This is a genomic window from Halomonas sp. DP8Y7-1 (assembly GCF_019801685.1).
GTDB classification, from domain to species: Bacteria; Pseudomonadota; Gammaproteobacteria; order Pseudomonadales; family Halomonadaceae; genus Halomonas; species Halomonas litopenaei_A.
Genome location: NZ_JAHVIN010000012.1, coordinates 165,505 through 178,188, shown reverse-complemented (window position 1 = coordinate 178,188; position 12,684 = coordinate 165,505). Strand labels below are relative to the sequence as shown.

Annotated in this window: 9 protein-coding genes; 3 read left to right on the top strand and 6 right to left on the bottom strand. The window is 63.7% G+C overall.

All coding sequences use genetic code 11. The features are described from left to right. Nucleotides 1–42: 42 nt before the first annotated feature. Nucleotides 43–2,328 carry a ComEC/Rec2 family competence protein gene (locus tag KUV41_RS15115; protein WP_222486653.1) on the bottom strand — a complete coding sequence of 762 codons (2,286 nt, stop codon included), beginning with the start codon at nucleotides 2,326–2,328 and terminating at the stop codon, nucleotides 43–45. Between the two features lie 401 nt (nucleotides 2,329–2,729). Between KUV41_RS15115 and KUV41_RS15110 the strand changes: the two genes are divergently transcribed. Continuing rightward, nucleotides 2,730–3,263, top strand: a complete 534-nt coding sequence (locus KUV41_RS15110; protein ID WP_206937354.1) for a DUF2062 domain-containing protein — start codon at nucleotides 2,730–2,732, stop codon at nucleotides 3,261–3,263. A 116-nt stretch (nucleotides 3,264–3,379) separates the two neighbouring features. On the opposite strand, the gene KUV41_RS15105 is transcribed toward KUV41_RS15110, so the two are convergent. Then, nucleotides 3,380–4,114 carry an ABC transporter ATP-binding protein gene (locus tag KUV41_RS15105; protein ID WP_222486652.1) on the bottom strand — a complete coding sequence of 245 codons (735 nt, stop codon included), beginning with the start codon at nucleotides 4,112–4,114 and terminating at the stop codon, nucleotides 3,380–3,382. Then, nucleotides 4,107–5,348 carry a lipoprotein-releasing ABC transporter permease subunit gene (locus KUV41_RS15100; protein ID WP_206937348.1) on the bottom strand — a complete coding sequence of 414 codons (1,242 nt, stop codon included), beginning with the start codon at nucleotides 5,346–5,348 and terminating at the stop codon, nucleotides 4,107–4,109. The genes KUV41_RS15105 and KUV41_RS15100 overlap by 8 nt, the downstream gene beginning before the upstream one ends. Nucleotides 5,349–5,488: 140 nt before the next feature. On the opposite strand from KUV41_RS15100, the gene KUV41_RS15095 reads away from it, so the two are divergent. Together KUV41_RS15095 and KUV41_RS15090 are read left to right on the top strand one after the other, a co-directional pair. Then, complete coding sequence (locus tag KUV41_RS15095) at nucleotides 5,489–6,538, top strand: agmatine deiminase family protein (protein ID WP_222486651.1); 1,050 nt, start codon at nucleotides 5,489–5,491, stop codon at nucleotides 6,536–6,538. After that, on the top strand, nucleotides 6,535–7,437 hold the full coding sequence (locus KUV41_RS15090; RefSeq protein WP_222486650.1) for a carbon-nitrogen hydrolase: 903 nt from the start codon (nucleotides 6,535–6,537) through the stop codon (nucleotides 7,435–7,437). The genes KUV41_RS15095 and KUV41_RS15090 overlap by 4 nt, the downstream gene beginning before the upstream one ends. Nucleotides 7,438–7,545: 108 nt before the next feature. On the opposite strand, the gene KUV41_RS15085 is transcribed toward KUV41_RS15090, so the two are convergent. From KUV41_RS15085 to secA, 3 genes are all read right to left on the bottom strand, one after another. Further along, entirely contained in the window at nucleotides 7,546–8,496 is a 951-nt protein-coding gene (locus KUV41_RS15085) for a Nudix family hydrolase (protein WP_222163232.1), read from the bottom strand. Between the two features lie 140 nt (nucleotides 8,497–8,636). Then, nucleotides 8,637–9,854, bottom strand: a complete 1,218-nt coding sequence (gene argJ / locus KUV41_RS15080) for a bifunctional glutamate N-acetyltransferase/amino-acid acetyltransferase ArgJ (RefSeq protein ID WP_222486649.1) — start codon at nucleotides 9,852–9,854, stop codon at nucleotides 8,637–8,639. Nucleotides 9,855–9,928: 74 nt separating this feature from the next. Further along, nucleotides 9,929–12,655 carry a preprotein translocase subunit SecA gene (secA, locus tag KUV41_RS15075; protein ID WP_206937335.1) on the bottom strand — a complete coding sequence of 909 codons (2,727 nt, stop codon included), beginning with the start codon at nucleotides 12,653–12,655 and terminating at the stop codon, nucleotides 9,929–9,931. Nucleotides 12,656–12,684 lie beyond the last annotated feature (29 nt).

Here is a 12,684-nt window from a genome sequence, read left to right as displayed (position 1 = left end):
CAGCTCGCTGGCACACCAGCAGGTTGCACAGGGCAGCGAGATTCAGTGGCGAGATTCTACCCCATGGCAGAGACCTTCGACACCGCCGTGCAGATGACGCCGGCGTCCACTGCTGACCAGATGCACGCCGGCCCTGTCCAGATCGATCACCAGCTGACCATCGAGCCCTGTGTCGAGGATACAGCTGCCTGCCTGCCGAAGCCGCCGAATCACATCATCATGGGGATGGCCAAACCGGTTGAAGGCGGCGCTGGAGGCTACCGCCAACTGCGGCGCCCTGGCGTCGATCAGTGCGGCGCCGGTGCTGTCGTCACTGCCATGGTGCCCGACCACCAGCACCGTCGGCGGCGAAGGCAGCTGAGCGATGAGGTAGCGCTCGACCCGGCGACTGGCGTCGCCGGTAATCAGCACACTCCCCCCAGGGGAGCTGACCAGCAACACGCAGGACTGGTCATTGGACTCCAGTGTCGCGACAGCCTCATCCGAGCCTGGCCATAGAAAACGAAAGTCGACGCCCTCCCAGCGCCATTGCTGCCCCCAATGGCAGCCGTCGGCAGCTTGCTCAGCAGGTAAACCGGGTATCCGTCCAGCGGGATGCCACCAGTGCGCCACCTTATGCTGTTCGACCAGGCGCTCCACGCCACCCGAGTGGTCCAGGTCAGCATGGCTGATAATGACCTGGTCAAACTGCTGGGGTGACGGCCAGATACCGTCGATGGGGGCATAGCCGGAAGCATAGCGTGGGCCACTGTCATACAGCAGCCGATGGCCAGCGGTATGGACTTCGACCATCAAGCCCTGCCCCACATCCCACACCACCAGGCGAACGGTACGGGGGTCGGGCCGTGCCGGCGCCAGACTGATCAGGGCAACGCCCAGAGCGATCACTGCGCCTCCCTTGAGACCGCGCCCGATGCCGGGCAGACAGATGACGACGCCAATGCCCCACAGCAGCAACGCCAGCGAGAGCCGGATATCGACATCGAGCCACAGCATTGCGGCTGGCCAGGACAGCCCCTCAAGCAGCTCAAGCAGTGCCGCCAGCACCCAACCCCATCCCTTCCACCACCACAGTGCCAGCGGCGGGGCTACGAGCACTACCGCCCAACCCAGCATGCCCGCCGGCACCAGTATCAGCGACACCAGCGGCACCGCCACCAGGTTCGCCAGCACCGTCACCAGCGACACTTGACCCGTAAAGGCCAGCACCAGCCCCGCCATGGGAAGCGCCAGCAGAAGCTGGGTACGTACCAGCGTGACCAACGCCGTCTGCACGCCCCGGCCCGACCGCTGGTGCGGCTTCAGACCGCGCCCTTGCCACATGATGATCAACGCGGCTACCGCCCCAAAGGACAACCATAGCCCCGGACGCCAGAGCGACAGCGGATCGATAAGTACCACCAGCGTCCAGGCCACCGCCAAGCCTTGCCACGCCGACGGCGCATGACGACCGCCGGCGACCCACAGGGCGATGACAATCATCACCAGCGCCCTGAGTGCCGGGGGCTCGGCACCCACCAGCCAGACGAAGCCAGCGGTAAAACCTCCCGCCCACCACCATGGCCAGCGCACCAGACGCCAGCGTCCAGGCTGAATCCTCCGAGACAGCCAGCGCCCACAGCCCAGTGCGAGCACCGCCACCAAGCCAACGTGCAGCCCGGACACGACCGCCAGATGAGTGGTTCCAGTGCTGTTCAGCAGCTGCCACTCCTGTGCCTCCAGGCGCTCGCCCCGACCCAGCGTCAACGCCGCCAGCCAGCGACGAGTGCGCTCAGCCAAAGCCAGACCCTCCAGCGTGGCCAGCAGCGACTCGCGCAGATCCTCTGGTGCCAGCGCCAGGCGATACGGCGGGGGTTCCGATACCACGGCACCGATCGCCTGAATGCCCTGCTGCCACAGCCAGCGTTCATAGTCGAAGCGGCCAGGGTTGGCCAAGCCAGTTGGCGGCCGCAGACGCAGCGCCAGGCGCCAGCGCTCGCCCACCGTCATGCGTCCACTCGGCTGCGGGCTGCCGAGACCGGCTGCCTGATGTGCCGCCCGGTAATGGGTGACGCGAACCCGCTCCAGGCGATCGCAGGCAAGCCTGTCAGCCAGCATCGGTTCACAGCGCTCGACCTCCAGCGTCAGGCGCTGCGCCCCGGCCAGCTCACGTGCCGCGCCGACCCGGACATCAGCCAACAAGGTGACTCCGGCAAGGCCCGCCGGAAGACGCGCGCCTTGCTGCTGCAACAGCGACAGCAGCACCCATAGCGCCACCCATGCACCCAGCAGCAGCCGCCAGCGTCGCGCGGCAAGACTGGCCACTGCGACCGCGAGCAGAAGGTACATGGCAGGCTCCGCCACGCCGATCAGCGCGCCGCCCAAGGTGGCGCCGCTGGCTAGACTGACAGCCGGTGATGGCCACGCAGGCCCACCACCGCGCCTCTGGTGCGACCGCTGTCCCGCCCTGGCAGCGCCACGCCAATACAGTGACCGACCGCCCGTCATGTCCATGGCACTCCTGCTGGTGGACCTTCCTTGTCCCCGTCACCCGGGCTTGAGGCGCGGGTGGCCGCCCTTGTTCAGCGCCCTTTCAGCTCCCCCATCTGCACAGCGACTTGCTCCTCTCTGACAAGACCTTGCCGGCGGCCAGGTCAGGTCTTTCAGGCACAGCGTTGGCCGACGTCATGGCAAGGGCATCGGCTTGTATGGATAATAGCCACGCATCCGCAGCCTTGAGCTGATACTCCATGCCGCGTCGACTACTAAAGCGCTATCTACCCTCGCCAGACGCCCTGCGTCGGCAGCGCTCGTTGCGCTTCATGGCTCACCTGATTGCTGACCCCGCGCTGTGGGTGCTGACACGGCGTAGCGTGGCCAACGCATTCAGCGTCGGCCTGTTCAGCGCCCTGCTGCCTATTCCGTGCCAAATGGTGGTAGCGGCACTTGGCGCGCGCCTCGGCCGCTGCAATCTTCCGCTGTCGGTCGCCCTGGTATGGATCACCAATCCGCTGACCATGCCGATCATCTTCTATGGCAACTACTGCCTTGGCGCATGGCTCTTGCAGCAACCGGCACTGCATGCCCCTCATCGCCTGACCACAGAGTGGCTGCAAGGACAGCTGATGGACATATTGCCGTCACTGCTGTTTGGCTCGCTGGTGGCTGCAGTGATTGTCGGCGCCCTCGCCAATGTGGTCATTCGACTGCTATGGCGCTGGCAGGTCTCGCGCAGCTGGAAGGCGCGGCGGCGCCGCCGCCGTCAGGCCCGCGCTCACTCCTGACGCATCACTCGCTATACTCCCACTACGCCCCCGATACGCCTTAGATAAGAAAATGGCCCCGCTGCCGTGCAGCGGGGCCATCCACATGTTACCGAAGCCATTTTACCGAAAGCGCTTCAGTCGGGCTGGAGGCGACCATTGTCCAGCCGCAACACGCGGTCCTGATGCGCGGCGAGCTCCGGGTCGTGGGTGACGATAACGAAAGCGCAGCGCGCGCTGGCAGCCAGCTCATCCATCAGCGCCAGAATGCTGGCCGCGGTGTGCTTGTCCAGGTTTCCGGTGGGCTCATCCATCAGCATCAAGCTGGGGTCGGTCACCAGGGCGCGGGCAATGGCCGCGCGCTGGCGCTCACCACCGGACAGCTCGCCGGGCTTGTGATCCGCACGCGGCCCCAGCCCCACCTTCTGCAACAGCGCCCGCGCCTTGTCTTCGGCATCGCGCTTGCGACTCCCGCGAATGATCAGCGGCAGCGCCACATTCTCCAGCGCGGAGAACTCGGCCAGCAAGTGATGGAACTGGTAGACGAAGCCGATGTGGCGGTTGCGAAAACGGCCGATCTCGGCGTCCCCCAACTGATGCAGCACCGTTCCATCGACACGAACCTCGCCAGCGCTGGGGCTATCCAGCCCACCCAGGAGGTTGAGCAAGGTCGTCTTGCCAGACCCGGAGCTACCGACAACGGCGACGCGCTCCCCGGCGTGCACCTTGAGCTCCAGCTGATCCAGCACGACCAGGTCGGCGGGCCCCTCGTCGTAGACGCGGGACAGCTGATGACATTCCAGCATTACCTTGCCGGGCGCCTGGGCAGCCGGCGCCTCGGTCGCTGCCGGCTGATTGACAACATCACTCATAGCGCAGCACCTCGGCAGGCTGGACCCGGGCGGCTCGCCACGCCGGATAGAGGGTGGACAGGAAGGTCAGCACAAAGGCGGCTGCAACGATCTGATACACATCACTCCAGATCAGCTCTGACGGCAGGTCGCTGATGAAGTAGACGCCGGCATCGAGGAAATGGATCCCCAGTGTGGACTCCACGAAAGCGATGATGTCGGACACTGTCAGCGCCAGCAAGATGCCCAGCGCAACCCCTATCAGGATGCCGATCACGCCGATGGCAATCCCCTGAACCATGAAGATCCCCATGATCGAACGAGGCGTGGCGCCAATCGTGCGCAAAATGGCGATGTCGGCATGCTTGTCGGTCACCACCATGACCAGGGTAGAGACGATATTGAACGCGGCCACGGCAATGATCACCGTCAGCAGCAGCCCGATCATGCGCTTCTCCATCTGGATGGCCTGGAACAGGTTGCCACGGGTAAAGGTCCAATCGTAGCCGCGATAGCCAGCGCCCAGCTCATTGACGATGGCCTGGGTTTCCTGACCGGCCAGGAACAGGTCATCCAGCTCAAGACGCAGGCCACCAACGCTATCGCCCATGCGTGCCAAGGTCTGCATGTCCTCGATATTGGCATAGGCGAGGTTGGCATCCAGGTCGGCCCCTACGCTGAAGATACCGCTGACGGTGAAGCGCTTCAGACGCGGGAATACGCCAGCCGGAGTGATCGAGGCTTCGGGTACCAAAAGGGTCACGCTGTCACCGACATCGACCCTCAGATTGTTGGCAAGGATCGACCCCAGCACGATGTGCCACTCACCCGGCTGCAGGTCATCGAGAGAGCCCTGGGACATGTTCTCGTCGACAATGGAAACGCGGCTTTCCCACTGCGGATCGATGCCGTTGACCATGGCTCCCTGATTACGTCCGGCCTGGGAGAACATGCCCTGTTGCTGGATATAGGGCGCGGCACCGATAACGTGCTCGCGCTGGGTCAGACGCTCGGCCAGAGGCTGCCAATCGGTCATGCCACCGGCCTGCTCGATCTGGGTGTGGGGCACCATGCCCAGCACCCGCTGGCGTAGCTCTCGGTCAAAACCGTTCATCACTGACAGCACCAGAATCAGTACCGCCACGCCCAGGGTGAGCCCCAGCATGGACGTCAGCGAGATGAAGGAGATGAAGTGGTTGCGTCGCTTGGCTCGCACATAGCGCAAGCCGATCAGAAATGGCAATCGATCAAGCATGGACTCTTTCCTTGTCGGCAGGCCGCCATGGTACGGTTTTTTGCACGCCTCTGCATCGCCACGGCATGGGATTTGCGAGATCCTTGCATCTTCCTGCTCGCAGGCCTACATTTCGCCGTTTCGACCTCCAGGACACTGCCATGAACCGCCTGCTTCCCGAGTGGCATCCCCAGGACGCCGTCCAGCTGACCTGGCCCCGCCCTGACAGCGACTGGGCCGATACTCTGCCCGCCATCGAGGCCATGATGGAGCAGCTGGCGCTGGTCATCAGCCGCTATCAGCACGTCATCATCGGGGTACCCGACCCTGCCTGCGGCGATGGTCTGCACCAGCGCCTGATGGCCCGAGGTGCCGCTACCGACAGAGTACACCTCGTCGTGGTCGAGGCGGACGACACCTGGGCCCGTGATCATGGCCCACTGGCCAGCCAGGATGGCGACGCTGTGCATTTCCACGACCTCACCTTCAACGGCTGGGGCGGCAAGTTTCGCGCTGATCGCGACAATACCCTCACGCAGCAGCTGGTCACGGCGGACTGGATACGCTGCCCCGTCACCACCAGCGATGTTGTCATGGAGGGTGGCGCTCTCGAAACCGACGGGCAAGGCACCCTGCTGACCACCGAAGCCTGCCTGCTCAACCCTAATCGCAACCCTGACCTGTCCCGGCAACAGGTCGAGGACTGGCTCGCCAGCCAGCTTGGGCTTACGCGAGTATTGTGGCTTCGCCATGGACACCTGGAAGGGGATGATACCGACAGTCACGTCGACACCCTGGCCCGTTTCTGCGATGCCGAGACCATTGCCTACGTGCGCTGCGATGATCCCGCCGACTCCCACTACGCCGACCTGCACGCCATGGAGCAGGAATTGACGGCGCTGCGCCAGGCCAACGGCTCGCCCTACCGTCTGATTCCCCTGCCCTGGCCAGCCGCGTGCCGGGATGGCGACGACGGACATCGGCTACCGGCTACCTATGCCAACTTTCTGATCATCAATGGTGCCGTTTTGGTGCCGGTGTACGGCGATCGACAGGATCTGGCGGCGCTCAACGCCCTGGCAGGCGCCTTCCCGGAGCGTGACATCATTCCCATCGATGCCAGCGCCGCCATCCGTCAGCATGGCAGCCTGCACTGCCTGACCATGCAGTGGCCCCGCGGCACTCTCAACCTTGAAGGAGCACACCAATGACGCGCCAATTGATCGTGGGCCTGGTGCAACAACCGGCCTGGCCCGACAAGGCACGCAGCCTGGATGCCAGCGAACAGGCCATCCGCGACCTGGCCGGCCAGGGAGCCAAGCTGGTGATGCTGCAGGAGCTGCATGCCACCCACTACTTCTGCCAGTACGAAGATCCTGACCTGTTCGATCTCGCCGAACCCTTGGACGGGCCCACCGGGACACGCCTGGCGGCACTCGCCAGCGAACTCGATATTGTGCTGATGGGCTCGCTGTTCGAACGTCGTGCGCCCGGCATCTATCACAACACGGCAGTGGTCTACGACGGCGCCAAGGGCGCTGTGGGTCACTACCGCAAGATGCACATTCCCGATGATCCCGGCTTCTACGAGAAGTTCTACTTCACCCCGGGAGATCATGACCCCGCACATCACCAGGGCTTCACCCCCATCGACACCTCGGTCGGGCGACTCGGCGTCCTGGTGTGCTGGGATCAATGGTATCCGGAAGCGGCACGCATGATGGCCCTTGCCGGCGCCGAGGTGCTGCTGTACCCCACCGCCATTGGCTGGGCACCGAATGACGATGACGCGGAAAAGACACGCCAGAAGGACGCCTGGACCATCATCCAGCGCAGCCATGCTGTGGCCAATGGCGTACCGGTTCTGGTCGCCAACCGGGTGGGCCACGAACCGGACCACTCCGGCGTCAGCCCGGGCATCGACTTCTGGGGCGGCAGCTTCGTCGCTGGCCCACAGGGCGAGCTGCTGGCGCACGCCGGCGAAGAGGCCCAGACCCTGCTGGTCACCCTGGACCTGGATCACGGCGAGCAGGTGCGACGCATCTGGCCCTACCTGAGAGATCGCCGCATCGATGCCTATGGCGAGCTGACCCGCCGCTTCCGGGACTGAGCCAACCACCCGGCGCATGATGCAAGAGCCCCCGCAGGTCATTGACCTGCGGGGGCTCTTTGATGATAGCAACGGTGTCGCTATCGCTGATGCGTGCTCAACGGCCCGCTATGACTTCCAGAAATCGCGAATTGAGGCGATGCCCTGGGCGCCAACGGCACGGGCGTGATTGGCATCATGGCGGGTCATGCCGCCCAGTGCATAGACCGGCATGCCGGCACGTTCCACCAGCTGCTGGAAATCGTGCCAGCCAATGGGCGCCACTTCCGGGTGCGACGGGGTGGTGCGCAGCGGAGACAGCGTCACGAAATCGCAGCCAATCACGTGGGCCTGGTCCAGCTGTGCCTTGTCATGAGTAGACGCCGACAACCACTTGCCCTCGGCAATCGGACGTCGCTCGAGGCCCATCAAGCGCTCGCTGGTCAGGTGAATGCCGTCGGCATCAACCCGGTCGAGCAATTCGGGTTCGCCATTGAGCATGAGCCGCGCGCCATGGCGGCGACACAGTTCCAGAGCCCGCTCGGCACGCGCCACATACGCGTCGGTGTCCAGCGTCTTGGCACGCAACTGCACCAGGCGCACGGCATCTTCGACCAGCGCACGCTCCAGGCGAGCGGCAAACACCTCCTCATCGGCCTCTTCGTCACTGATGAGGTACTCGGACGGCAACATCACCGCCCGCAGGATCGGCAGATTGGCGGCCGGGAAGGGATAGCCGATCAACTCACCCATGGGCACCCAACGCACCGCTTGCCCTTCACGCCCGAACGGCTCACCAGAGAAATCCTTTACCTGCCACACATCGAGCAGGATGTGCTTGTCAGGATATTCGTGGTGGATGCGGATCAACGGCTGGGCACGACGTATCTCGATACCGAGCTCTTCATGCAGCTCACGCTTGAGCGCCTCCAGGCCGGTCTCGTAGGGCGCCAGCTTGCCGCCGGGAAACTCCCACAGGCCGCCGTGGTCGACATTGGAAGGACGCCGGGCCAGCAGCACTTCGTCACCGTCTGGGCTGATGATGGCGGCCGCCGCCACATGCACCCTTCTCTTCACCATAGTGTTCATTCAACGTTACCAGCTTGGATTCGCGGGCCATGCCCGCGCCAGTTTTCAGTCGGGTGGGCCAGGATAAAAGTCGGCATAGGATACCGATTCAGACAGCGAGATTCATCCGCAGATCATGCCTTGCGGATGAATCAGCTACGGTAGTCGGCATTGATCGAGACATAATCGTGGGACAGATCGGATGTCCACACCGTTGCCGACGCCTCGCCGCGACCGAGATCGATGGCGATGGTGATCTCTTCTCCTGCCATCACCGCACTACCGGCCTCTTCGGTGTAGCCTGTCGCCCTGCCGCCATGCTCCACCAGGCGCACCGGCCCCAGGTCGATGGTGACCAGGTCCACGTCAAAGTCATTGACCTGGGCGCGTCCCACCGCCGCCAGGATACGCCCCCAGTTAGCATCGCTTGCGTAGAGCGCGGTCTTGACCAGTGGGGAGTGGGCCACGGTAAACGCTACCTCACGCGCTTCATCGACGCTGCGCGCGCCGGACACCGCCAGCGTGACGAACTTGGTCGCGCCCTCGCCATCACGGATGATCGCCTGTGCCAGGCTCACCAGCACCTCATCCAGGGCCTGGCGAAAGCGTCGCTCATCCTCGGCGTCAGCCACGGCAGCGGCTTGCCCGGTGGCGATCAGCATGCACGCGTCGTTGGTCGAGGTATCCGAGTCGACGGTAATACTGTTGAACGACCTTTTCACCCCGTGCCGCAGCCAGGCATCCAGGGCCTCCTGCTCGATGGCCGCATCCGTGGCGACAAACCCCAGCATGGTGGCCATGTCCGGGCGAATCATGCCTGAGCCCTTGGCGATCCCATTGATTACCACCTCGCCGCCCTTGAGCATCACGCGGCGCGCGGCGCCCTTGATGCGGGTATCTGTGGTCAGAATGCCTTCGGCGGCCTGGCGCCAGGCTTCGGCACTGTCGCTCAGCTGATCCACCGCTTCAGGAAGGCCTGCAAGCAGGCGCTCCATGGGCAGAGGCTCGCCAATGACACCGGTAGAGAACGGCAGCACCTGCTCGCTGCTCACCCCGGCAATGTCGGCCACTTGCTGACAGGTGGCCCTGGCATCGCGCATGCCGATCTCACCGGTGCCCGCATTGGCGTTGCCGGTATTGATCACCAGGTAGCGAGTTGCCGGCGCGCTGGCCAGATGCGCCTTGGCCACATGCACCGGCGCAGCGCAGAAGGCGTTGCGGGTGAAAGTGCCCGACACAGAGGCCCCTTCGGCCACCTCAATCAGCACCAGATCCCGCCGGCCAGGCTTCTTGATCCCGGCCATGGCGGTACCGAGACGCACGCCAGCGATCGGCGTCATTGCTGGAAAACTGCTGTCACCCACTGCCATCGTTAGTCTCCTGCTGTCGAGACGACCCCGGGACATTGCCCGGGGTCGTCGTCATCATCGGCGGTGCAGCTTGCTCAGCTGAGCTTGCCGCAGCACTGCTTGTACTTCTTGCCAGAACCGCACGGGCAAGCGTCGTTGCGACCGACCTTGGGGGCATCGCGGCGCACTGGACGCTGGTCAGCCATCTCATTCACGTGCCGCTGGCCATCGTCCTCCGCTGCCGGCGCCTCGTCATGCCGACTGGCCGCCTGGGCGCTTTCCCGAGCCAAGGCTTCGCGCCGCTGACGCTCGAGTGCGTCGACTTCCTCCGGCGCACGCACCTGGACGTGACTGAGGATACGCGTGACGTCGGCCTTGATGTTGGTCAGCAGATTCTGGAACAGCTCGAAGGACTCGCGCTTGTACTCCTGCTTCGGATTTTTCTGCGCATAACCACGCAGGTGAATGCCGCGACGCAGGTGGTCCATCGACTGGAGGTGCTCTTTCCAGCGAGTGTCCAGCACCTGCAGCATGACCTGCTTCTCGAACCGACGCATCAGCTCTTCACCGGCGATGGCCACCTTGGCCTGATAGGTCTCGCGGTGCTGAGTCTGCAGGCGTTCGCGCAGCTGCTCCTCGTGGAACCGGTCATCCTCTTCCGCCCACTGCACCACCGGCGCCTCGAGCTGATACTCGCTCTTGAGGTGAGCCTCAAGACCGGCCAGGTCCCACTGCTCCGGCAGGCTCTGAGGCGGCACAAAGGCACTGATCGCCTCGTCCAGCACCTCTTCGCGAATGCCCATCACATTCTCGGACACGTCACTGGCCGCCAGAATCTCGTTGCGCTGCTCGTAGATCACACGGCGCTGGTCATTGGCCACATCATCATATTCAAGCAGCTGCTTGCGGATGTCGAAGTTGCGACCCTCGACCTTCTTCTGGGCACGCTCCACCGCATTGGACACCATCTTGTGCTCGATGGCTTCGCCCCGCTCGAGTCCCAGCGCCTGCATGAGCTTCTGCACACGCTCGGAGCCGAACAGACGCATCAGATTGTCTTCGAGGGACAGGAAGAAGCGCGTGGAGCCCGGATCGCCCTGGCGACCGGAGCGGCCGCGCAACTGGTTGTCGATACGCCGCGACTCGTGGCGCTCAGAACCGATAACGTGAAGGCCACCGGCCGCCAGCACGGCCTCGTGACGCTCTTTCCAAGCCTCCTTGAGCGCTTCGACATCGGCGTCGGAGGGGTTGTCCAGGGTGGCAGCTTCCGCCTCCCAGTTGCCCCCCAGCATGATGTCGGTACCGCGACCGGCCATATTGGTGGCAATGGTGACGGCACCGGGACGACCGGCCTGGGCGATGATGTCGGCTTCGCGCTGGTGCTGCTTGGCATTAAGCACGTTGAAGTCGATACCCGACTTGCGCATCAGCTCTGCCAGATACTCCGACGTCTCGATGGATGCGGTACCCACCAGCACCGGACGACCGGCCTCGACCTGTACCTTGACGTCCTCGATGATGGCCTCATACTTCTCTTCAGCACTGAGGTACACCAGGTCATTCATGTCCTTTCTCGCCAGCGGGCGATTGGTGGGAATGACCACCACGTCGAGTCCATAGATCTGACGGAACTCGAAGGCCTCGGTATCCGCAGTACCGGTCATGCCGGACAGTTTTTCGTACAGGCGGAAGTAGTTCTGGAAGGTCGTCGAGGCCAACGTCTGACTTTCACGCTGAACCGTCACGCCCTCCTTGGCCTCGACAGCCTGGTGCAGGCCTTCCGACCAGCGGCGGCCGGGCATGGTACGACCGGTATGCTCATCGACGATCACGACCTGACCGTCACTGACGATATAGTCCACGTCGACGTGGTACAGGTGTCGTGCACGCAGGGCCGAGTGCATGTGCTGCAGCAGGTTGAGGTTCTGCGCGGCGTAGAGAGAGTCCTCCTCGCCCAGCAGCCCCTGGGCCCGCATCAGCTCCTCCACTCGATGGTGGCCACCCTCGGTCAACTCTACCTGCTTTTGCTTCTCGTCCAGAGTGAAGTCGCCGCTCTCGGGATCTTCCTCGTCGGTGCACGGAGCAAGCTCCTGGGCCAGGCGATCCACCACCTTGTAGAGCTCGGTGTTTTCATCCACTGCACCGGAGATGATCAGCGGTGTGCGAGCTTCATCGATCAGGATCGAGTCGACCTCATCGACAATGGCGAAGTAGAGGTCACGCTGAACCTTGTCCTCCAGCGAAAACGCCATGTTGTCGCGCAGGTAGTCGAAACCAAACTCGTTGTTGGTGCCATAGGTGATGTCGCAGGCGTAGGAATCACGCTTTTCTTCAGACGTCTGGCCGGAGTAGATCACCCCCACCGACAGCCCCAGAAACTCATACAGAGGGCGCATCCAGTTGGCGTCGCGCCGTGCCAGATAATCGTTGACGGTGACGACATGCACGCCCTTGCCGGGCAACGCATTCAGATACACCGCCAGCGTGGCTACCAGGGTCTTGCCCTCGCCGGTCTTCATCTCGGCGATCCGGCCGCGATTGAGGGTCATGCCACCAATGAGCTGTACATCGAAATGGCGCATGCCCATGACCCGCTTACTGGCCTCGCGCACGGTGGCAAAGGCTTCCGGCAGCAGCGCGTCCAGCGACTCGCCCCCGGCCAGACGCTCACGGAATTCCGCCGTGCGGGCACTCAGGGCAGCGTCGTCCAGGCTCTCCAGGCTCGACTCGAGCTCGTTGACGGCGCGCACCTGGCGAAACATACGTTTGACGTCACGGTCGTTCTTGGAACCGACCACTTTACGCAACAGGGAATTGATCATGACACTTCCTGACATTGACTGGCTGAAGT